The following is a 21,917-nucleotide window of genomic DNA, read 5'->3' as shown; positions in this document are numbered from 1 at the left end:
GAGCCGGCCGGGCAGATCTTCAGGGTTCGGGCTGGCAGCGGGGGCACCAGTACGTGACGCGGTCGTCGAGTTCTGCCTTGCGGATGGCGGTCGCGCAGCGTCGGCACGGCTGGGCGCGGCGTCCGTACGCGTAGCTGGTCTGGCCTCTGCGCAGTGAGCCCGTTGTCGTCTGGGTCCAGCGGCCGCGGTTCGAGGCGACGAGTTTCTGGGCGAGCGTGACCGTGCCGTGCAGGTCCTTGACGGCGTGCACCGGGGTCCAGGGCCAGAGACCGCGCAGGAACAGCGTCTCCGCCTTGTACAGGTTGCCGACCCCGGCGAGATTGCGCTGGTCGAGCAGGGCCTCCGCGATGGTGGTGTCCGGGTGGGCCTCGATCCGGCGGACCGCCTCGTCCGGGTCCCAGTCCGCGCCCAGCAGGTCCGGGCCGAGGTGCCCGACCAGGGTCTCCTCCTGCGACGTCGGGATCAGGGCGAGTTCGTGCAGGTGGAAGCCGACCGCGGCGGAGCGGGCGGTCTTGAGCGCCACCCGGATCAGGTGGGCGGGCCGGCCGGTCCAGCGTTCGCCGGGGGCGTAGGCGCGCCAGGCGCCGTCCATGCGCAGGTGGGAGTGCAGCGTCATGGCCCGGTCGTCGCGGGTGAGGCGGGTCAGCAGGTGTTTGCCGCGGCTCGCCGACTCCGCGACCGTCCAGCCCGCCAGGTCGGTGGTGGCGAGCTGGGGCACGCGGAAGTCGGATCCGGTGAGTACCTCACCGGTCAGCGCGCGTTCCAGGACGCGGGCGGTGTTCCAGACGGTGTCACCCTCGGGCATGTGTCCATCCTGCCCGGCCGGGACGTTTTCTAACGCTCGGCGATGCGGACCACGTCACCTGGGGTCACGGACAGCACCACGACGGCCCGGCCGCCGTTGACCGCGATCGCGACCCGGCCGGCCGAGTCCTGGAAGACGATGAGCTCGCCGGGTGCGGCGTCCCCGAACGTGTTCGCGAGGCGGGCCTTCACGCCGCCGGAGATGACCAGCTCCGGGCCGAGGCCGCTGAGCATGGAGCCGGCGGCCGCGAGCTGCACGTTGCCGAACCGGTCGACGGTGACCACCTCGGCCTCGATCCAGCCGTCACCGATCGCCACGACCGGGTCGGGGAGACGGACGACGGATGCCGGATCGACCGTACGGCCGGCGGCGGCCAGTGGCTCGCCCAGCGCGAGGTGCGCGGCGACGGGGGAGAAGATGTCGCGTCCGTGGAACGTGCGGGAGACATCGCCGAGGAACCAGTCCTCGTTGGTCAGCTCCACCACCTCGTCGATGCCGCCCAGGGCCTCCGCGGCCCAGATCAGCAGGCCGTTGTCCGGGCCGACGAGCAGGCCGCCGGGCGTGCCGACGGCGATCCCGCGGCGCTGGGTGCCCACTCCCGGGTCGACGACGGCGACGTGCACCGACGGCGGCAGGTGCGGCGCGGTCTGGGCCAGCACCGCGGCACCGCGGGCGACGTCGGCCGGCGGCACGTGATGTGTGACGTCGATGACACGTACGGCCGGGGCGTAGCGGCCGATCACCCCGTGGCAGGCAGCGGCAAAACCGTCGAAAGTGCCGTAGTCGGTGGTGAGGCTGATCCATCCATAGGTGCCCATGGTGAATCACGTTACTGCGCCGGCACGGTGAGTGTTCGCCGGGTCCCGCGAGCGCGCCGCTGATCTCTGGCATCGTTGGCGTCATGCGTCTCGTCATCTTCACCGAACCCCAGCAGGGCGCCACCTATGAGGACCTGCGCCGGCTGGCCCGGGTCACCGAGGACACCGGTTACGACGGTTTCTTCCGCTCGGACCACTACACGACCATGGGCGGCGACGGTCTGCCCGGCCCGACCGACGCGTGGACCACGCTCGCGGCGCTCGCTGTGCAGACGTCGCGGCTGCGGCTCGGCACGCTCGTCACCTCGGCGACGTTCCGGCTGCCCGGCCCGCTGGCCATCACCGTCGCGCAGGTCGACGAGATGAGCGGCGGCCGGGTCGAGCTCGGTCTCGGCGGCGGTTGGTACGAGTCGGAGCACACCGGCTACGGCATCCCGTTCCCGCCCCTCGGCGAGCGTTTCGACCGCCTCGAGGAGCAGCTGGAGATCGTCACCGGGCTCTGGACCACCCCGATCGGCGAGAAGTACAGCTTCGCCGGCAAGCACTACCAGCTCGTGGACTCGCCGGCGCTGCCGAAGCCGGTCCAGTCGCCCCGCCCGCCGATCATCGTCGGTGGCGCCGGCAAGAAGCGCACCCCGGCGCTCGCGGCCCGGTTCGCCGACGAGTTCAACACCCCGTTCGCCAAGATCGAGGACCTGCCGGCGATGTACCAGCGGGTCCGCGACGCCTCCACGGCGATCGGCCGGGAGACCCCGCCGGCGTTCTCCGCGGCGGCGGTGCTGTGCGTCGGTCGCGACGACGCCGAGGTGGCCCGCCGGGCGGCGGCGATCGGCCGCGAGGTCGGTGAGATGCGCGACAACGGCGGTATCGTCGGCACCCCGGATCAGGTCGTCGAGATCATCGGCCGGTATGCGGAGGCCGGCGCGACCCGGTTGTACCTCCAGGCCCTGGACCTGAGCGACCTCAACCACGTGGAGCTGGTGGCGACCGCGGTCGCCCCGCAGCTCGGCTGAGGCACGCGGCCCCGCCGGGGACTCGACCGGCGGGGCTTGTTCGCTTGTAAAGTCTGAGTCGTGGAGATTGTCACCTCACGGCTGACTTTGCGCCGCCCGCATCCGGCCGACATCGATGCCGTCTTCGCGATCCACCACGATCCCGAGGCCTGTCTGCACAATCCGTCGGACGCCCTCGCGACCCGGGCGGACGCGGAGGAGCTGTTCCGCCTGTGGGACGACCGCTGGCGCCGGCACGGCTTCGGCTACTGGACGGTGCGCGACCGCGAGTCCGGTGAGACCCTCGGTTTCTGCGGGCTCAAGGTGGTCCGCTTCCGCGACCGCGAGGTGCTCAACCTCTTCTACCGCCTGGCCCCGTCCGCCTGGGGTGCCGGCATCGCGACCGAGGCCGCGTCGGCGGTGGTCGCCTGGGCGGGTGAGCATCTGAGCGAGTGGACGATCCTGGCCCGGGTACGCCCGGAGAACCTCGCCTCCCAGAAGGTCGCGCTCCGGGCCGGCCTGACCCGCGCCGAGCACCTCGACGAACCCGGCGAGGACGGTCCCGACGAGATGTTCACGCTGCGCTGGCCGACAGCGCACTGAGGAGTGCGGCGGTCGCGTCGTCGGCGGGCAGGAAGGCCTCGAGCCGCAGCTCGGCCACGGTGACGTCGACGGCGGTGCCGAAAGGGGTGAGCGCGGTGATGAGACGCAGACGTGCCACGCCCACTCGGTCAGGTCGAGGATGCGCGGAGCCAGGCCATCCGGATGCAGCAGCAGCCGCGGCACGCTCACCGGGGCGTCCCGCAGCCAGGGGGCCACCTCGCGGGTGAGGGCGTGGAACGCGGTGTTGGTCATGACCAGGTCCGCGTGCCGGTCGACGACGACCGCCGGGTACGGCAGGTGGCCGGCCCGGATCCGCTCCAGGGCCGCCCGCACGGTGCGAAGTGGTGGATCTCCCAGCCCGCTCGCCGGGTAGACCGGGGCGAATCCCGTCGCCAGGAGCAGGGCGTTGCGTTCCCGCAGGGGCATGTCGAGGGACTCGGCCAGGCGCACGATCATCGACCGGCCGGGCGCCGACCGTCCTGTCCCGTCTCGATGAAGGTGACGTGGTGCCGGCGCGGACGGCGAGGTCGAGCCGGCGGCGCACCCGCCAATCACGCAGGACGCCGGCGAACGTTTCGGTGCTCACCCTGATATCTAGCGTCCCCGGGGCCGCCGGCGGACCGCACGCTCCACGGATGACCAGGAGCTATCGGCTGGGATCAGGCCGGCTGTCGGTGCACACCCACGAACCCCGCGATCCTGACGCCGGCGAGGTCGCCGTCGCGGTCCGCGCGGCCTCGCTCAGCTACCGCGAACTGTTGATCATGCGTGGGACGTATCCGCTGCCCGTGGCACCGACGTCATCCCGGTCTCCGACGGCGCCGGCGAGGTCGTCGCGGTCGGCGCGGGGGTGCGCCGAATCGCCGTGCGGCTGGCGAAACTGCTCGGCGCCCGGGTCATCGCGACGACCGGCCGCCACGACAAGGAAGCCCGCCTGCGCGCCCTCGGCGCGGACGACGTGGTGGACTACCGCACGACGCCGGACCGGGCGGCTGCCGTCCGGGACCTGACCGGCGGCCGGGGCGCCGACCGCATCGTGGGCACCGGGGGTGCCCCGGACCGGTCCTTCGCCGCGATCGCGCTCAGCGGGCAGATCGCCCTGGTCGGCTCCTGCTCCGGGGCCTGGCCGTCGATCGACACCGGCCGGCTCCTCGGTGCGGCGGCCACGCTCCGGACCCTTGCGGTGGGGAGCCGTGCTCAGTTCCTGGCGATGAACGACCTGATCACCGAGCACGGGCTCCGGCCGGTCATCGACCGCACGTTCGGCTTCGAGGAGGCCGCGGCGGCGTACCGGTACTACGAGTCGGCCGACCCGTTCGGCAACGTGGTGATCGAGATGCGGTGATCAGCCGCGGAGCCGCAGGCCGCGGGGGGTGGTGCGGAAGCCGGCCGCGGTCAGGGCGTCGCGCAGCGGGGACGCGTGGACCGATTCGCCGTCGGCCCGCTCCACCGACATCGGGCCGAGGGCTCCGGAGCGCACCGCTCCCGCCAGTGCCTGTCCCGCGGCCAGCAGGGACTCCGGGTCGTCGGTGTACGAAAGCAGGGTGCGGCCGCCCCGTTCGATGTAGAGGACGAGGTCTCCGGCGACGAGGACGACCAGGGCGCCGGCTTTGCGGCCGGCCCGGTGGCCGGTGGCCGGGGCGGGGGTGGCTCCGGTGTCGACGACGCGTTCCGGCCAGGGCAGGGCCGCGCCGTACGGGTTGGCCGGGTCGGTGGTGGCCAGGACCAGCGCGGTGGTGCCGGTGCGTTTGGTCAGCTCGGCGGGTTCGGCAAGGGCGCGGAGGCGATCGACCGCGCCCGGGACGGCGAACTGGGCCGCGCCGAGGCCCTCGACGAAGTAGCCGCGGCGGGCCGCTCCGCGTTCCTCGAGGGCGCCGAGGACCGGGTAGACCGCGGCGAAACCGCCCGGGTTGCCCTCGGCCATGACCGCGCCCCGGGTGACCACGCCGTGGCGTTCGAGCAGGAGGTCTGCCAGGGCGGCGGCCCGGCGGGTGGGATCGAGGTCGCGGGCGGGCAGGCGGGACCAGCGACCGGTCATCTGCAGGGGCCCGGTGCGCGACGGCATCGCGACCCGGCCGGGGCGGCGATATCGCGTCCTCGCCGGGGCGGCCTTGGCCTTGTGCGCGCCGCTGCCGCCGAGCAGGGCCCGCAGCGGGGCGAACGTGTCGTTGGTGAGGTGGCCGGCCCAGGTGAGATCCCAGACCGCGGCCGCGAGATCGGTGTCGTCGGTGGAGCCGGCGCGGTCGGACAGTGAGCGGAAGAACAGCGCCTGACCGTCCGCGAGGGTGTCGAGGACCGCCTGGTGCAGCGGGGTCAGGGCCAGCTCGTCGTCCGGGGGCGGGAGCAGCAGCGGGGCGCTGTCCGCGTAGGCGAGGGTGACCCAGCCGTCGCCGCCCGCGATGCTGCCGGAACCGGCCCACAGGACCTCGCCGCCGGCGCAGAGCTCGTCGAGCTGGGGTGCGGCGTAGTCGGCGACCCGGACCGGCAGGACGAGGCGTTCCCAGGCCGAGGCGGGCACCGCGATGCCCTGCAGCTGCTCGATCGCGGCCGCGACCGCGTCGACGCCGCGGGCGTTGCCGCCGATCTGGTGCCAGCGGGGCAGGAACGCGGCCAGCACCCGGGGTGCGACCGGCTCGATCTCTCGGCGCAGCGCGGCCAGCGAGCGGCGGCGCAGCAGGCGCAGGACCTCGGCGTCGCACCACTCACTGCCGGCTCCGCCGGGGGAGAACTCGCCGGAGACGACCCGGCCGGTGGCGCCGAGCCGTTTGAGGGCCTGTTCGACCACGAACACGCCCAGGCCGAACCGGGCCGCCGCGGTGGCCGCCGCGAACGGGCCGTGGGTACGCGCGTAGCGGGCCACCAGGTCGCCGAGCGGGTCGGTGACCGGCTCCAGGTAGGCCTCGGGGATGCCCACCGGCAGTGCGACGCCGAGCGCGTCGCGGTAGCGGCCGGCGTCCTCGATGCCGATCCAGCGCTCCTGGCCGGCGACCCGGACCCGGATCGCGCGTCGGTTGCCGGCCAGCTCGTCGGCCCAGGCCAGGTCGATCGAGCGGGCGGTCAGCTCGTCGGGGGCCAGGTCGCCGAGCAGCCGCAGCAGCTCGGCCACGTCCTCGGCGTCGCGCGGGGTGCGCTGGGTGGTGAGCCACTGCAGCTGGCTCTCGGTCTCGGCGACCACCGTCGGGTCGAGCAGCTCCCGCAGGTCGACCCGGCCGAGCAGCTCACCGAGCAGGGTCGAGTCGAGCGTCAGCGCGGCGGCCCGGCGCTCGGCCAGCGGCGCGTCGCCCTCGTAGAGGAACGCCCCGACGTACCCGAACAGCAGCGACCGGGCGAACGGCGAGGGCCGGGGCGTCTCCGTCTCGACCAGCCGCACCTTGCGGCCGGCGATCTCGCTCATCAGCGTCTTGAGCCCGGGCACGTCGAAGACGTCCTGCAGGCACTCGCGGGCGGCTTCGAGCGTGACCGGGAAGTCGGCGTACTCCCGGGCCACGTCGAGCAGCTGGGCCGAGCGCTGGCGCTGCTGCCACAGCGGCTGGCGGCGGCGGGGGTCCCGGCGGGGCAGCAGCAGGGAGCGGGCCGCGCATTCGCGGAAGCGGGAGGCGAACAGCGCCGACGTGCCCACCGACTCCTCGACGATCTGGGCGATCTCGTCGGGGTCGAACGCGACCAGGTCGGCGCCGGGCGGGTCCTCGGCGGTGTCCGGCAGCCGCACCACGATGCCGTCGTCGGACGGCATGACCTGGCCGTCCACGCCGTAGCGTTCGGAGAGCCGGCGGGCGATGGCCAGCGACCAGGGCGCGTTGACCTTGGCGCCGAGCACGCAGTGCACGGTCATCCGCCAGTCGCCGAGCTCGTCGCGGAAGCGTTCGACCACGATGGTCCGGTCGTCGGGCAGGTTGCGGGTGGCCTCGCGCTGTTCGCGCAGGTAGGCGACCAGGTTGTCGGCGGCCCACTCGTCCAGGCCGGACTCGCGCAGCGACGCGACGGCGTTCTCGTCGCCGGCCCGGGTCAGGCCGCGCAGCCGGGCGCCGATGGCCCGGCCGAGCTCGATCGGGCGGCCCAGCGAGTCGCCCTTCCAGAACGGCATCTTGGCCGGTGCCCCCGGGGCCGGCGAGACCAGCACCCGGTCGGGGGTGATGTCCTCGATGCGCCAGGAGGTGGAGCCGAGCAGGAACACGTCGCCGACCCGGGACTCGTAGACCATCTCCTCGTCGAGCTCGCCGACCCGGGAGGGCTTGGCCGAGCCGGCCAGGAAGACGCCGAACATGCCCCGGTCGGGGATGGTGCCGCCGCTGGTGACGGCGAGCCGCTGGGCGCCGGGTCGGCCGGTGAGCTGGTCGGTGGTGCGGTCCCAGACCAGGCGGGGACGCAGCTCGGCGAACGCGGTCGACGGGTAACGCCCGGACAGCATGTCGAGCACGGCGTGCAGGGCCGAATCGGGCAGCTCCGCGTACGGCGCGGACCGCCGGACCAGCGCGGCCAGCTCGTCGAGCTGCCACTCGTCGAGGGCTACCATGGCGACGATCTGCTGGGCCAGCACGTCGAGCGGGTTGCGCAGGTAGCGCAGCTCCTCGATCGCGCCCTCGCTCATCCGCTCGGCGACCACCGCGCAGGAGACCAGGTCACCGCGGTGCTTGGGGAACACCACACCCCGCGAGACCGCACCGACCTGGTGCCCGGCCCGGCCGATGCGCTGCAGACCCGCGGAGACCGACGGGGGCGCCTCGATCTGCACGACGAGGTCCACCGCGCCCATGTCGATGCCCAGCTCGAGGCTGGACGTGGCGACCACGGCCGGCAGCTGCCCGGATTTCAGTGCCTCCTCGATCTGTTTGCGCTCCTCGCGGGACACGCTGCCGTGGTGCGCGCGGGCCACGACCGGCGGCGCTCCGTCGGCTCCACCCGCCTGGGCCATGATCTGAGCGGGCGGTGAGGTGACCACGGGCGCCTCGGGCGCAAAGGCCAGCTCGTTGATGCGCGCGCACAGCCGCTCGGCCCCGCGCCGGGAGTTGGTGAAGACGATCGTGGACCGGTGCGACCGGATCAGATCGAGCACCCGCTCCTCGACGGCGGGCCAGATCGACGGCGAGTGCCGCCCGGCGCCCGGGTCGTCGGCATCGGTGTCGGGCACCTCGTCGAGACGGGTCATGTCCTCGACCGGGACCTGCACCGACACCTCGATGGTCTTGGTGCTCCGCGGCTGCACGATCTCGACGTCGTGGGCGCCGCCGAGGAACCGGGCGGTGTCCTCGATGGGCCGCACGGTGGCGGAGAGCCCGACCCGCTGCGCCGGCTGGGGGAGCAGGGCGTCGAGCCGCTCCAGCGAGAGCGCCAGGTGGGCGCCGCGCTTGGTGGCGGCGACCGCGTGCACCTCGTCGATGATCACCGTCTCGACCCCGCGCAGCGACTCCCGGGCGGCGGAGGTCAGCAGCAGGAACAGCGACTCGGGGGTGGTGATGAGGATGTCCGGCGGGGTCCGGGCGAAGCTGCGCCGCTCGTCCGCCGGGGTGTCGCCGGTGCGCATGCCCACGGTGATGTCCGGCGGCGGCACCCCGAGCCGGCCGGACGCCTGCCGGATGCCGGTCAGCGGGGCCCGCAGGTTGCGCTCGACGTCGACCGCCAGCGCTTTCAACGGGCTGATGTAGAGCACCCGGCAACGGTGTCTGGCCTCCTTCGGGACCGGCTCGTGGGCCAGCCGGTCGAGCGACCAGAGGAACGCGGCCAGCGTCTTGCCGGAGCCGGTCGGCGCCACGACCAGCGCGTTGCGCCCGGCGCCGATCGCCCGCCACGCCCCGGCCTGGGCCGCGGTGGGCGTGGCGAACGCGGCCCTGAACCACTCCCGGGTGGCCAGGCCGAACTGCTCCAGCACGTCCTTCACGCCCCCCATGGTGCCCCGGGGGTCTGACAAAAAACGGAGATCGAGCCGTCCGGACGGGCCATGGCGCCCGGCCGGTGACCTGAGACACATTGATGGGTGCCATCGAGCGCATCGACCAGGAGGCACCATGTTCCGCAGAACCATCGGCGCCGCGCTCGCGACCCTGACGGTGGTCGCGCTCCACGCGTCCCCGGCCCGGGCCGCGGACGCCGCCGGCTACGTGCGGCTCGCCCACTTGTCGCCGGACACGCCCGCCGTCGACGTCTACCTCAAGGCCGACTCCGGCACGGCGAAGGAGCAACGGTTCAACGGCGTCGCCTATGGCGCCATGTCCGATTACCTGCGGCTGCCGGTCGGCACGTATTCGGTCGCCATGCGGAAGTCGGGTGCTCCCGACACCAGCCCGCCGGTGCTCACCACCCAGGTCACGGTCGCGGCGGAGGGCGCGTACACGGTCGCCGGGGTGGGTCGTTACGCCGACCTCGGGCTGCGGGTGCTGCGCGACGACCTGAAGCCGCCGGGCGGCGACACTTCCAAGATCAGGATCATTCAGGCCTCGGTACGGGCACCCGTGCTCGATGTCGCCGGAGCCAACGGCCGCCCCATCGCCGACGGGGTCGCGTTCGCCACCACCACGGACTACCGGCAGGTCGACCCGGGCAAGTGGACGGTCCGGGTGCGGCCCAGCGGCGGTGGCACGACCAGCGATCTGCCCTGCACGCTCGGCGCCGGCAACGTGTACTCCCTGCTGGTGCTCGACGACAAGAGCGGCGGTCTCAAGCCCGAGCTGCACATCGACGCGGCCGGCACCGGCGAGGTGCCCCGGGGCGGCGTCGCGACCGGCCTCGGCGGCACCGCACCGCACGACGACCGGCTCGCCGCGATGCTGCTCACCGGCCTGGCCGCGGTGCTCGCGACCGGACTGGTGCTCGCGCTCCGGCGATTCCGGACGATCTCTTGACGGTACGCACAAAAGCGCTCGTCCCGGCCGGGATCGTGCTGGTCGCGGCGCTCGTGGCGGGCGTGGGGCACCTGTGGACACGGGAGCCTGCCGACGCACGGGACGGGACGCGAGCTCTGAGCGTACCGTCGGATCCTGCGGGGTTGCCTGGTCCTGGGGGGTTGCCTGATCCGTTCCGGACCGCGACGGCCGCGCCCAGCGGGCCACCCACGCGGTTGCGGGTCGCGGCCGCCGGCATCGACACCGCGCTGGAGGAATTGCATCTCGGCGCCGACGGTGAGCTCGTGCCGCCCCGCGGCGACCGGACCGCCGGCTGGTATGCCGAGGGTGCCGCGCCCGGCGATCGGGGTCCGGCCGTGCTCGCCGGGCACGTCGACTCCCGCAGCGGCCCGGCGGTCTTCTTCCGGCTGCGCGAGCTCGTGGCCGGCGACCGGATCGAGGTGGTCCGGGGCGGACGACCGCTCATGTTCACGGTGACCACGACAGCTTGGTACCCGAAGGACAACTTCCCCGCCGATCGGGTGTACGGGCCCACGCCCGACCGCCAACTAAGGTTGATCACCTGCGGCGGGGTGTTCGACCGGAGCCTGCGGTCCTATCGCGACAACCTCGTGGTCTACGCGGTGGCCGGGTGATCGTGGTACCCGCGGTGACCGTCCGGTGACTATCCTGGTGGACGACGACGGGTGGGGGCTGATGGTGGTCAGGGGGATGCTCGTCGCCGATCGGTATCGGCTCCACGAGCCGGTCGGCAGCGGCGGTATGGGCCGGGTGTGGCTGGCGCGTGACGAGATGCTCGACCGTGATGTCGCGGTCAAGGAGTTCGTCCCGCCGCAGTGGATGACCGACGCCGAGAAGGCCCGGCTCCGCGACCGCACCCTGCGCGAGGCCCGCAGCGCGGCCCGGCTCAACCATCCGCACGTGGTCCGGATCTACGACGTCGTGCACTCCGGCGGCCGTCCGTGGATCGTCATGGAATACGTCCCGTCCCGCTCGATGCACCAGGTGATCGGCGAGGACGGCCCCTACGACCCGCACGACGCCGCCCGGATCGGCCTGGACGTGCTGGCCGCGATCACCGCGGCGCACCGGGCCGGGGTGCTGCACCGCGACGTCAAACCGCACAACGTGCTCATCGGCCACGACGGCCGGGTGGTGCTCACCGACTTCGGCCTGGCCACGTTCGTCGACGACGGCTCGGTCACCGGCCCCGGCCTGGTGGTCGGCTCCCCGCAGTACGTCTCGCCGGAACGCGCCCGCGACGGCGCTTCCACCGTGGAGTCCGACCTGTGGTCGTTCGGCGCGACACTGTTCGCGGCGGTGGAGGGCCGGTCCCCGTTCGCCCGGGAGAACGCCATGGCCACGCTGACGGCACTGGCGACCGAGGAGCCGGACGCGCCGGTACGGGCCGGGCCGCTGACCCCGGTGCTGCTCGGCCTGCTGCGCCGCGAGCCCCTGGAACGCCTCTCCGCCGCCGAGGTGGAGTCGCGGCTCGCGGACCTGGCGGTGCTCCCCCCGCGTGGCCGCGCCACCGTGCCGGCCCCACGAAAGCCGGTGTCGCCCCTGGTCCCGCTGCCCTCCGCACCCGCGCCTTCCTCCGCACCCGCGCCTCCCTCCGGGCCTGCGCCTTCCTCCGGGCCTGCGCCTTCTTCGCGCGAGCCTGTGCTTTCCGCTGAGCCTGCGCCTTCCTCCGGGCCCCCGCGGCCTTCCGCGCCTGCGCCTTCTGCCGTGCCTGCTTCCCCGCCTGCGCCCGCGTCCTCGGCCCCGTCCAACCCGCGGTCGCGGGTCTTGCTGGCCGGGGCCGTTTCCCTCGTCCTGCTCGCGGTCGGGGGAGGGCTGTTGTGGACGCGCACCGGCGACCAGCGCTCATCCGCCGAGCCGTCATCGGCCGGGCTGTCATCGGCCGGGCCGTCATCGGTCGGGCCGATCTCCGCCGGGCCGTCATCGATGGCGCCGTCGTCGGGCACGGGCGGCAGTGCCGGCGGTTTCAGTCCGGTCGCCTGCCAGGACGAACCCGGCGCCGACCTGCCGCGCACCCCGCAGCGCAACGCTGAACGGCTCCGCGACGGCTGGGCGCTCTATGACGGATGGTCCTATTTCACGCGGGACGGGTTCCGGATCGCGGTTCCCGACGGCTGGACGTACGAGCAGGTCGGCACGACGCTCTGCTTCCGTGACCCGGACACCCCGCGGGTGCTCAGCGTGGATCCGGCGCGCAACCCCAAGGGTGACCCGGTCACCGCGTGCCGGGCCGAGGTCGACCGCCTCGCCCTGCCTGGCTACCGGGAGTACGGCCTGCACCGGGTCACGTCGCTGACCAGGGCCGCCGACTGGGAGTACGCCTGGTCCGACACCGGCACCCGCCGTCATGCGATCACCCGCTGGGTCGCGTCCGACGGCAAGGGCTACGCGTACGGACTGATGGCCCGCGACCTGGACTGGCCGGCCACGTTCGCGCTGTGGGGCCTGATCGTCAGCACGTTCGGCACCGAACCCTAGAAAATATGGCTCAAGCGGGATGACATATCGATCATTGTCTCTGCGATGCTCGGTCGAGTGAGAATATTTTCCCTGCTGGGCGCCACCGCCCTCCTGGTCACCACCGTCGCCGCCGCGCCCGCGCAGGCGGCCGTCCTCGCCGCCCCCGACATCTCCGTCACCAGCGTCAAGGGTCACCTGACGCAGTTGCAGTCGATCGCCACCGCCAACGGTGGCAACCGGGCCCACGGCCGGCCCGGGTACCTGGCCTCGGTCACGTACGTGAAAGGCCTGCTGGACGCCGCCGGTTTCCAGACCCAGCAGCAGTCCTTCACCTACAACGGTGCGACCGGGTACAACCTGATCGCCGACTGGCCCGGGGGCGACACCGGCGACACCCTCGTGGTCGGCGCCCACCTCGACAGCGTCACGGCCGGTCCCGGCATCAACGACAACGGTTCCGGCTCCGCGGCCAACCTCGAGGTCGCGCTCGCCGTCGCCCGCACCGGCTTCCAGCCGGCCAGGCACCTGCGTTTCGGCTGGTGGGGCGCCGAGGAGCTCGGGCTGCGCGGCTCCACCGCGTACGTGAACTCCCTGACCACCGCGCAGAAGGCGGCCATCGGTGGCTACCTGAACTTCGACATGGTCGGCTCGCCGAACCCGGGCTACTTCCTCTACGACGGCGACAACTCCGATGGCACCGGTTCCGGCCCCGGCCCGTCCGGCTCGGCCGAGATCGAGGACGTGCTGGAGGCGTACTTCACGTCGATCGGCGTCGCCACCCGCGGCACGGACTTCGACGGCCGTAGTGATTACGGTCCGTTCATCGCCGCCGGCATCCCCGCGGGTGGGATCTTCACCGGCGCGGAGGGCCGCAAGACCGCGGCCCAGGTCACCCTCTGGGGTGGTACGGCTACCGCGTTCGACCCCTGCTACCACGCGGCCTGCGACACGGTCACGAACATCAACGACACGGCGCTGAACCGCAACTCCGACGCGATCGCGAACGCGGTGTGGACCCTCGCCGCCGGGACGACCACCCCGCCGCCCACCGGTGTGTACTCGGACACCTTCGAGACCGCGACCGGCTGGACCGTGAACGCGGCCGGGACCGACACCGCCACGTCCGGTCGTTTCGAGCGCGGTGACCCGGCGGCCACCAGCTCCGGCGTCGCGACCCAGCTCGGCACCACCCCGAGCGGAACGTACGCGCTGGTCACGGGCGCTGCCGCCGGCGCGAGCGCGGGGGCCAACGACGTCGACGGGGGTACGACGACAGTCCGCTCCCCGGCGATCACCCTGCCCACCGGCACCCGGACCCTGTCGTTCTCCTGGTACCTCGCCCACCTCAGCAACGCGACGAGTGCCGACTACTTCCGCGTCCAGGTCGTCTCGGGCACCACGGCGACCACGGTCTTCTCCCAGGCCGCGGCCGCCAGTGACCGGGCGGCGGCGTGGCAGACCGCGTCGGTGAACCTGTCCGCGTACGCCGGGCAGAGCGTGCGCCTGCAGATCGAGGCGGCCGACACCGGCACCGCGAGCCTGATCGAGGCCGCCGTCGACAACGTCGTCATCAGCTGATCCGGGGGTTCCCGGGCGGCCTGCCCGTCCGGGAATCTCACAGCCCGTGTTCAGCGGACGCTGGTACCGTTTGCCGATGATCGGCAGTAGACAGCCGGGCTTGGCCCGGCTTTTCGTGTATCCAGTGTTTCCCTGTTCGCCGGGCCTTCCATGTTGATCCTGGTCGGCTTCCTCCTCGTCAGTGTTGTCACGGCCGTGACCGGCTATTTCGTGGCTCAGGAATTCGGATACGTAGCGGTCGACCGCGGACGCCTGCGCACCCAGGCAGACCAGGGCGACAAAGCCGCCGAACGAGCACTCAAAGTCACCGAACGGCTCTCTTTCGTCCTGTCCGGTGCCCAGCTCGGCATCACCGTCACCGCCCTGCTCGTCGGTTACGTCGCCGAGCCGTTCCTCGGTGAGGGCTTCGCCGAGCTGCTGGGCGTGACCGGCCTGCCCACCGGGGCGACCACCGCGCTCTCGGTGATCCTGGCCCTGCTCGTCGCCACCGTCGTCCAGATGGTGCTCGGCGAGCTCGCCCCCAAGAACTTCGCGATCGCCCGCCCCGAGACGCTGGCCAAGGCGCTCAGCCGGTCCACGCTGATGTACCTCGCCGTCTTCGGCCCGATCATCAAGCTCTTCGACCTTGCTGCGAACAAGCTGCTGCGGCGCGTCGGCATCGAGCCGATCGAGGAGCTCCCCGAGGGCGCGACCGAGGAGGATCTCGAGCAGATCATCGCCGAGTCCCGCAACGAGGGGCACCTCACCGTGGAGCTGTCGGCCCTGCTCGACCGCGGCCTCGACTTCCGCCGCCGGACCGCCTCCGAGGTGATGGTCCCGCGGGTCGACGTGCACGCGCTGCGGGCCACCGACCCGGCCGCGCGCGTCGTCGCGCTGCTGGACACCGGCCGGTCCCGCTTCCCGGTCCGGTCCGGCAACGAGGTCGACGAGATCATCGGTGTCGTGGGCATCGCTGACGTCCTCGCCGTCCCGCCCGCCGACCGCGCCACGGTGCTGGTCGGCGACCTGTGCGCGCCGGCGCTGTTCGTCCCGGCCTCGCTGCGCCTGCCGGCCGTGCTCGACCGGCTCCGCGGCGGCCACCGTCAGCTCGCCTGCGTCGTCGACGAGTACGGCGGCTTCGCGGGCATCATCACGCTCGAGGACATCGCCGAGGAACTCGTCGGCCCCATCCGCGACGAGGACGACCTCCCCGAGCCCTCCCCGACCCGGCAGGACGACGGTTCGTGGATCGTCCCGGCCCGCTGGCGCATCGACGAGGTCACCGATGCCACCGGCCTCGCCCTGCCCGAGGCCGACGAGTACGACACGGTGTCCGGCCTCGTGATGTCCCACCTCGGCCGCGTCCCGCAGGTCGGGGATTCGGTGTCGCTGGAGTCCGGCGCGGCGCTCGCGGTGCTGTCCGTGGCCCGGCACGTGCCCCAGTCCGTACGCATATCTGTCACTTCGTCCTCCTCGCCGGAGGTGTCCGCATGAGCACGACCTGGGCGGCGATCTGCTCCCTGCTGCTGCTGGCGGGCAACGCCTTCTTCGTGGCGGCCGAATTCGCCCTCGTGGCGAGCAAGCGCTACCGGCTCGAACACGCGGCGGCCGACGGCAGCCGGGCGGCCAAGGCGGCGCTCGAGGGCAGCCGCGAGCTGTCCATCATGCTGGCGGGCGCCCAGCTGGGCATCACGCTGTGCGCTCTCGGCCTCGGTGCCCTCGCCGAACCGGCCATCGAGCACCTCGTGCACCCGCTGCTGCACGGCATCGGCCTACCGGACGTCCCGAGCGAGATCATCGCGTTCCTGTTCGCCCTGATCCTGGTGACGTTCCTGCACCTCGTGATCGGCGAGATGATGCCCAAGTCGTGGGCCATCGCCGACCCGGAACGCTCGGCGACGCTGCTGGCGCTGCCGTTCCGCGGCTTCGTCCGCCTCGTCCACCCGGCCCTGGTCGCGCTGAACTGGATGGCCAACGCGGCGCTGCGCCCGTTCGGCGTGCACGCCCAGGACCAGCTCGCCCAGGCCCACGGCCCGGAGGAGATGCACATCCTCCTGGAACGCTCCCGGGCGGAAGGCCTGATCGGCGCGGAACAGACCGAATTGCTGACCAGCATGCTGAAACTCCAGGAGACGACCGTCTCGGACGTCCTCATCCCGGATGATCACCTGGTGACCATCACGCCGGCGTCCTCGGCGCTCGATATCGAGGCGGCCTCACTGCGCAGCGGGCGTTCCCGCCTCGCGGTCGTCGAGCCGTCCGCGTCGCCCGCCGGGACGGTGGTGGGCGTCGTGCACGTCCGCGACGCGGTCCGGGCGACCACGGCCGGCGGCGACGTCACCGCCGCGGACCTCATGGACCCGCCGTTCGTGCTGGAAGCCACCGTGACCGTGACGGACGCGGTGACCGCCATGCGCGGCGCCCGGGCCCAGCTGGCCATGGTCACCCGGGGTGGCTCCCGGGCCGGCTTCGTGGCCCTCGAGGACCTCCTCGAACAGGTCATCGGCGAATTCGACGACGAGACGGACCCGGTCCCGGTGGGCCGGCGCATGCGCTGAAAGAGGTGGCCGGGGGATGGTCTTCGAGAAGGTCAGGCGAGCGTTCGGCCTCGGTGGCCCGGCGGTCGCCACCGTCCTGACCACCCCCGGCACCTACCCGGGGACCCCGCTGATGGGAGCGGTCCGCCTTCAGGGCGGCGAGTACGACACCGAGGTGGAGACCATCGCGGTGGGCCTGGTGACCCGGGTGGAGGCCGAGGACGGCGACGCCCTCGTCGAATTCCACCGGGCCTGGGTGGCGGCGGGCTTCACGCTCGCGGCGGCCGAGCACCAGGACATCCCCTTCACGATCACCCCGCCCTGGGAAACCCCGCTCACCCACACCCACGGCGCACCCCTGGCCGGCATGAGCATGGGCCTGCGCACCGAACTGACCGCGGAACGCGACCCGGACCGCGGCGACGTGGACCTCATCGAGATCCACCCTCTCCCGCTCCAGGCCCAGGTCCTGCGGGAACTCGAAGCGCTGAACTTCCACTTCCGCCATGCCGACGTGGAACGGGGAGCCGTCTACGGCGTCCGCCAGGAGCTCCCGTTCTATCAGGAGATCGAGTTCATCCCGCCCCCGTCGTGGCGGCACGTCATGGACGAACTCGAACTGACCTTCATCACCGACCCCGACGGCGTCGAGGTCATCCTCGAGTTCGAGAAGCACGGCGGGCTCCTGAAGAAGGCCCAGGATTCGTACTCCCGCTTTCGCCTGCCCCACGAACCGACCGGCCAGGCCGACGTGATGGTGGCCCTGCGCGAAGCTCTTCCCCCGGTCGTCTGACCCGCGCTGTTCGTCCGGCCCGCGCTGACCCGCGCCGTTCCGTGCTGTGTTCCGGGCGTGACGGAATCCTCAGGAAACGTCCAGCCGGAAAGTGACGCCAGCGACACGCCTGGTGAACAGCGGTTCTAACCGGACCGAAATGACTTTTACGCGCCCCTGTTACAGATCTAAACCGATTAACGGTGATCCGACCCTTGAAGGTTGCGCCTTCAATCTATTAGCGTCCGTCTATCAAGCGTGGTCGACGCGGCTGTCCCCAAGCAGGGTGTCGACGTTTTCTTCCCCCCCTCGCAAGGAGTGACGCATGGACACCCACAGGTTCGCCGCACCGGTCTGGTCCGTCTTCCGGATCGTGATCGGCCTCTTGTTCAGCCTGCACGGCGCCGCGACGGTGTTCGGTCTCTTCGGCGGCGCCCAGGGCTCCGGCAAGGCGGTCGAGGTCGGCCTCTGGCCCAACTGGTACGCGGGTCTCATCCAGATCACCTGCGGCCTCCTCGTGATGATCGGGCTCTTCACCCGGCCGGCGGCGGTGCTGGCCTCCGGCTCGATGGCGTACGCCTACTTCGTGGTGCATCAGCCGGACGCCCTGATGCCCATCCAGAACGGTGGTGTGGCCCCCGCGCTCTACGCCTGGACGTTCCTCGTGATCGCCGTCCTCGGTGCCGGCCCCTGGTCGCTGGACGCCCTGATCCGCCGCCGTCCGGGAGTGCTCGCCACCACCGATGCCAAGGTCGGCGAGAAGGTCGCCGAGCCCGCCACCGCCTGACCCCGGCTCGCCCCTCGGCTGTGGCCCGCCAGCTCAGGCCGAGGGTGCCGGGGCGCCGGATCCCTGCCGGAGCCGGGCCGCCAGGCGGTCCCGGGCGGCGGGCCACTCGTCGGCCGTCATGGCGAACAGCACGGTGTCCCGCCAGGTGCCGTCGGGACGTAGCCGCTGCCGCCGGATGAGGCCGTCACGGCTTGCGCCCAGCCGGGCGATCGCTCGCTGGGACCTCTCGTTGCGAATGTCGGTGTACCAGAAGACCCGCTCGGCCCCCAGTACCTCGAAGGCGCGCTCCAGCAGCAGGAACTTGGCCTCGGTGTTAACCCCGCTGCGCCACCAGCGGCGCCCGATCATCGTGTGCCCGATGCCGAGGGACCGGTCGTTCTCGTTGACGTCGTGATAGCTCGTCATGCCGATGACCTCACCCGTGGCGGGATCGCACTGTGCCCAGGCGACCCGTGAGCCCTCCCAGCGCTGCCGCTCCGCGATCGCCACGTGCTCGGCCATCTGGGCCCGGGTCGCGGGGCGGCGCGACGGCAGGAACTGCCAGACCTCGTCGTCGGCGAGTGCCGTGAGCAACCCGTCCACGTGGGACGGCGCGAGCGGCTCCAGCGCGACGTGTTGCCCGCGCATCGGGGCGGCGGTCAGCCAGGGCGACGCCGGGGCCTGGGGGAGGTAGGCGGGCGGCGGGCCGCTCACCCCTTCCGCGGGTTCCGGTGGGCCCAGCACGCGGCGGAGGGGGAGGACCCCGGCCCAGTGCGGCAACGGGACGTCTTCCGGGTCGTCCACGACTCCGGCCGCTCTGACGCGTACCGAAACCTCGGTCAACGGCAGTGCCAGGACCGCTGTCGTCGCCAATTCCCGGGGTGTCGGCGGCCGGCTCTCGGCCGACCGGCCGGCGGCGGTCCGCTCGACCAGCGCGGTCATCGCGGTCTTCTTCTCCGTCTCGTCGGTGACGAGACGGGCCACGCCGAGCGCGACCAGCGACCGGTAGTTGGCACTGTGGTGGAACTGCGACCGGGCGAAGACGAGGCCGTCCAGCAGCGTCACGGACACGGCGACCCGGATCCCCTCGCCGCGGGCGGTGAGCCCGAGCCGGCTCCCGCTGGACGCGTGGAGGTAGATCGTGTCGGCGACGCGGACATGCAGCGTGGGCAGCACGCGCGGCTCACCGTCGACCACGAACGCCACGGAACAGTCATACGCCTGGTCCAGGATGGCGTGGGCGGCCTCGCGCTCGTAGAACATGCGCTCCCGGGCGCGGGTCGCGGTCGTGCGGGAGGTGGGTTCGTAGCGGCCGGTCATCGGAAGCCTCCTTGCCAGAAGCTTTGTGCTAGTACAAGATGGTTGTTGTGGCAGAACAATATCAGGTGACCGGCTCCACCGCCTCCTCGATCGTGGCCAGCATCGAGGCCGCGATCCTGCGCGGTGACTGGGTCAACGACGGCCCCCTTCCGCCGATCCGGAAGCTCGCCGACGTCCTGCACGTCAGCCCGGGCACGATCGCGAAGGCCTACCAGGACCTGCGGCACCGCGGTGTCGTCGAGACCGACGGCCGGCGCGGCACCCGGGTGCGGGCCCGGCCCGCCGTCACGGGCCCGCGCTCAGCTCTGCGCCGGCCCGCCCCGCCGGGCGCGACGGATCTCTCCCTCGGAGACCCCGACCTCAGGCTTCTGCCCGCTCTGGGCCCGCACCTGCGTGCGGTGTCCGAGGAGGTCGGCCCCCCTTGGGGGTATGCGGCGGCCGGCGCGATGCCCGAGTTGGCGGAAGAGGCACGCGCTCGGCTCGGAGCCGACGGGGTGCCGGTCGACGACGCGGTCATCGCGGTGACCAACGGCACCCTCGACGCCATGGAGCGCCTGCTGGTGACGCACCTGCGGCCCGGTGACCGGATCGGGGTCGAGGATCCGGGCTGGGCCAACCTGCTCGACCTGACAGCTGCCCTGGGTCTGTCCCCGGTGTCGATCGCCGTGGACGACGAGGGTCCGCTTCCCGGCAGCCTGGCCGAGGCGATCGCCGCCGGCGCCCATGCCGTCGTCATCACCGCCCGTGCGCAGAACCCGACCGGAGCCGCGATCAGTGAGCAGCGTGCGGTCGCTCTGCGTGCGGTGCTCGCCCGGCATCCCGAGGTGCTGCTCATCGAGGACGATCACGCGGCGGAGCTGTCGAGCGAGCCGCTGCACTGCCTCGGCGGCGTCACCACCTCGTGGGCGTTCATCCGCTCGGCGTCCAAACCGTTCGGGCCCGACCTGCGCATAGCGGTCATGGCCGGCGACGAGGCGACGATGGGCCGGGTGCTCGGTCGCCTGCGCATCGGCACCGGGTGGGTGTCCACGGTGATGCAGCGGCTGATGTTGAGACTCTGGCAGGTCCAGGACGTGACGGAACAGATCGCCGCCGCCGGCGGGAGCTACGACCGCCGCCGCCTCGCTCTGTCGCGGGCATTGTCCGATCGGGGGCTCGAGGTCCACGGTGCCACGGGCATCAACCTGTGGGTACGCGTTCCCGACGAGACCAGCGCCGTGACCGCGATGCGTGACGCCGGATGGGCGGTGGCCCCCGGCTCCATGTTCCGCCTCGTGTCCCCACCCGGTGTGCGCGTGACCATCAGCCCGCTCGACGACGACGGCGTGGAACCGTTCGCCGACGCCATGGCCGCCGCCGTCCAGCCGGCCGGGCTGGGGGCGCACAGCCGATGACCCCGTACGGGTGATGCCGCCGCGCGTGAGTCATCCCGAAGCGGGTAGAACGGTGCCATGCCGAGCACGGAAGCGCCCATCGGCGCACAGAAGTTCGTCCCCGAAGGCACTCGTGAGCTCGACGAGCTGAAGGCGGCCGCCGCCGGTTGCGAAGGCTGCGAGCTGCACGAGAACGCGACCCAGACGGTCTTCGGTCGTGGTGCGGCCTCCGCCCGGGTGGTCTTCGTGGGTGAGCAGCCGGGCGACATCGAGGACCAGAAGGGCCTGCCGTTCGTGGGGCCGGCCGGCCGGCTGCTGCGCGAGGCGGTCGACGCCGCCGGGATCGACGCGTCGAATGTGTACATCACGAACGCGGTCAAGCACTTCCGGTTCGAGCTGCGGGGCAGCCGTCGCATCCACCAGAGCCCCGGCCCGGCCCACATCGCGGCCTGCCGGCCGTGGCTCGTAGCCGAATTCGCCCTGCTCAAGCCCGAGATGGTCATCGTGCTGGGGGCGACGGCGGCGAAATCGCTGCTCGGTCCCGCGTTCCGGGTCACCCGGTCCCGGGGGCAGCTCATGCCGTGGCCCGCGTCGGCCCAGCACCCGGGGGACTTCCCGGCGGCGGACGTCCAGGCGCTTGCCACCATCCATCCGTCGGCGGTGCTGCGTGCCGATGACCGGGACGCCGCGTACAAAGGATTGGTCGACGACCTCAAAGTCGCCGCGGAGGCGCTGTCCCGATGATGGTGATGTATGTCTCAGGGAATAGTGGGGTGGGTGCCCGCGCGAATCGGTCGCATCCCCGTCGCGGGTAGGCTCGCCGTGTGCGGTTGACGGATTTCTGGCAGCGCCTCGAGCAGGCATTCGGCTCGGCGTATGCGCATAGCTTCGCCGCGGATCATGCCTTTTCGGACCTTGGCGGACGGACCATCGAGGAATCGTTCGCTCAGGGTGCTGACGTGGCTACTGTATGGCGCACAGTCGTGGCCGCCTACCCCGATCGAGTGCCCGCCAGGCTGCGCTGACTGCTGATTCGTACGCCTGTTCTGGCGTGTCG

General features: G+C 72.3%; 19 protein-coding genes and 1 pseudogene. 14 read left to right on the top strand and 6 right to left on the bottom strand.

Translation table 11 applies throughout. From position 1 onward, the window contains the following. Positions 1–19: 19 nt before the first annotated feature. Together ACIA6A_RS03390 and ACIA6A_RS03385 are read right to left on the bottom strand one after the other, a co-directional pair. Positions 20–805 (bottom strand): DNA-formamidopyrimidine glycosylase family protein, encoded by a 786-nt coding sequence (locus ACIA6A_RS03390; RefSeq protein WP_396095777.1) that lies wholly within the window; start codon positions 803–805, stop codon positions 20–22. Positions 806–834: 29 nt separating this feature from the next. Further along, positions 835–1,623, bottom strand: coding sequence for an S-adenosyl-l-methionine hydroxide adenosyltransferase family protein (locus ACIA6A_RS03385; protein WP_396095776.1), 789 nt, complete (start codon positions 1,621–1,623; stop codon positions 835–837). A gap of 83 nt (positions 1,624–1,706) precedes the next feature. Here ACIA6A_RS03385 and ACIA6A_RS03380 point away from each other — a divergent pair, with 83 nt between their 5' ends. Together ACIA6A_RS03380 and ACIA6A_RS03375 are read left to right on the top strand one after the other, a co-directional pair. Then, positions 1,707–2,636 (top strand): TIGR03560 family F420-dependent LLM class oxidoreductase, encoded by a 930-nt coding sequence (locus ACIA6A_RS03380; protein WP_396095775.1) that lies wholly within the window; start codon positions 1,707–1,709, stop codon positions 2,634–2,636. A 60-nt stretch (positions 2,637–2,696) separates the two neighbouring features. After that, positions 2,697–3,218, top strand: coding sequence for a GNAT family N-acetyltransferase (locus ACIA6A_RS03375; RefSeq protein ID WP_396095774.1), 522 nt, complete (start codon positions 2,697–2,699; stop codon positions 3,216–3,218). On the opposite strand, the gene ACIA6A_RS03370 is transcribed toward ACIA6A_RS03375, so the two are convergent. After that, on the bottom strand, positions 3,190–3,336 hold the full coding sequence (locus ACIA6A_RS03370) for a hypothetical protein (RefSeq protein WP_396095773.1): 147 nt from the start codon (positions 3,334–3,336) through the stop codon (positions 3,190–3,192). The genes ACIA6A_RS03375 and ACIA6A_RS03370 overlap by 29 nt on opposite strands. Before the next feature lie 53 nt (positions 3,337–3,389). Continuing rightward, positions 3,390–3,644 (bottom strand): annotated as a pseudogene (locus ACIA6A_RS03365) (transcriptional regulator); the annotation flags it as partial. Positions 3,645–4,068: 424 nt separating this feature from the next. Here ACIA6A_RS03365 and ACIA6A_RS03360 point away from each other — a divergent pair. Further along, entirely contained in the window at positions 4,069–4,563 is a 495-nt protein-coding gene (locus ACIA6A_RS03360) for a zinc-binding dehydrogenase (RefSeq protein WP_396095772.1), read from the top strand. On the opposite strand, the gene ACIA6A_RS03355 is transcribed toward ACIA6A_RS03360, so the two are convergent. Next, positions 4,564–9,102 carry an ATP-dependent helicase gene (locus ACIA6A_RS03355; protein ID WP_396095771.1) on the bottom strand — a complete coding sequence of 1,513 codons (4,539 nt, stop codon included), beginning with the start codon at positions 9,100–9,102 and terminating at the stop codon, positions 4,564–4,566. Positions 9,103–9,220: 118 nt separating this feature from the next. On the opposite strand from ACIA6A_RS03355, the gene ACIA6A_RS03350 reads away from it, so the two are divergent. The 8 genes from ACIA6A_RS03350 to ACIA6A_RS03315 all read left to right on the top strand — a co-directional run bounded on the left by ACIA6A_RS03350 (position 9,221) and on the right by ACIA6A_RS03315 (position 18,188). After that, positions 9,221–10,054: a DUF4397 domain-containing protein gene (locus tag ACIA6A_RS03350; protein ID WP_396095770.1), complete on the top strand. Its 834-nt coding sequence runs from the start codon at positions 9,221–9,223 to the stop codon at positions 10,052–10,054. A gap of 161 nt (positions 10,055–10,215) precedes the next feature. Then, positions 10,216–10,689 carry a class F sortase gene (locus ACIA6A_RS03345; RefSeq protein ID WP_396095769.1) on the top strand — a complete coding sequence of 158 codons (474 nt, stop codon included), beginning with the start codon at positions 10,216–10,218 and terminating at the stop codon, positions 10,687–10,689. Positions 10,690–10,714: 25 nt separating this feature from the next. Further along, on the top strand, positions 10,715–12,553 hold the full coding sequence (locus tag ACIA6A_RS03340) for a serine/threonine-protein kinase (RefSeq protein ID WP_396095768.1): 1,839 nt from the start codon (positions 10,715–10,717) through the stop codon (positions 12,551–12,553). 45 nt (positions 12,554–12,598) lie between these two features. Further along, a complete protein-coding gene (locus ACIA6A_RS03335; RefSeq protein ID WP_396095767.1) occupies positions 12,599–14,113 on the top strand; it encodes a M28 family peptidase in 1,515 nt (504 codons plus the stop codon). Positions 14,114–14,263: 150 nt separating this feature from the next. After that, on the top strand, positions 14,264–15,586 hold the full coding sequence (locus ACIA6A_RS03330) for a hemolysin family protein (RefSeq protein WP_396095766.1): 1,323 nt from the start codon (positions 14,264–14,266) through the stop codon (positions 15,584–15,586). Beyond that, positions 15,583–16,650 (top strand): hemolysin family protein, encoded by a 1,068-nt coding sequence (locus ACIA6A_RS03325; RefSeq protein ID WP_396095765.1) that lies wholly within the window; start codon positions 15,583–15,585, stop codon positions 16,648–16,650. The genes ACIA6A_RS03330 and ACIA6A_RS03325 overlap by 4 nt, the downstream gene beginning before the upstream one ends. Before the next feature lie 16 nt (positions 16,651–16,666). Continuing rightward, a complete protein-coding gene (locus ACIA6A_RS03320; protein WP_396095764.1) occupies positions 16,667–17,422 on the top strand; it encodes a sporulation protein in 756 nt (251 codons plus the stop codon). 304 nt (positions 17,423–17,726) lie between these two features. Further along, positions 17,727–18,188: a DoxX family protein gene (locus tag ACIA6A_RS03315; protein WP_396095763.1), complete on the top strand. Its 462-nt coding sequence runs from the start codon at positions 17,727–17,729 to the stop codon at positions 18,186–18,188. A 33-nt stretch (positions 18,189–18,221) separates the two neighbouring features. Here ACIA6A_RS03315 and ACIA6A_RS03310 read toward each other — a convergent pair whose 3' ends face one another. After that, the gene (locus ACIA6A_RS03310) at positions 18,222–19,487 is read right to left on the bottom strand and encodes a bifunctional pyridoxamine 5'-phosphate oxidase family protein/GNAT family N-acetyltransferase (protein ID WP_396095762.1); all 1,266 of its coding nucleotides are present in this window, start codon (positions 19,485–19,487) and stop codon (positions 18,222–18,224) included. 47 nt (positions 19,488–19,534) lie between these two features. On the opposite strand from ACIA6A_RS03310, the gene ACIA6A_RS03305 reads away from it, so the two are divergent. The 3 genes from ACIA6A_RS03305 (at position 19,535) to ACIA6A_RS03295 (ending at position 21,885) form a co-directional block, all read left to right on the top strand. Further along, a complete protein-coding gene (locus tag ACIA6A_RS03305; protein ID WP_396095761.1) occupies positions 19,535–20,881 on the top strand; it encodes an aminotransferase class I/II-fold pyridoxal phosphate-dependent enzyme in 1,347 nt (448 codons plus the stop codon). A 57-nt stretch (positions 20,882–20,938) separates the two neighbouring features. Beyond that, positions 20,939–21,604, top strand: coding sequence for a UdgX family uracil-DNA binding protein (locus ACIA6A_RS03300; protein WP_396095760.1), 666 nt, complete (start codon positions 20,939–20,941; stop codon positions 21,602–21,604). Positions 21,605–21,684: 80 nt separating this feature from the next. Beyond that, positions 21,685–21,885 (top strand): DUF3046 domain-containing protein, encoded by a 201-nt coding sequence (locus ACIA6A_RS03295; protein WP_396095759.1) that lies wholly within the window; start codon positions 21,685–21,687, stop codon positions 21,883–21,885. The last annotated feature ends 32 nt before the right edge of the window (positions 21,886–21,917 follow it).

This window comes from Actinoplanes sp. NPDC051494, assembly GCF_044454705.1.
GTDB lineage: Bacteria > Actinomycetota > Actinomycetes > Mycobacteriales > Micromonosporaceae > Actinoplanes.
Note: the sequence above shows the minus strand (reverse complement) of the source record. Positions and strands in the feature narration are given on the sequence as shown.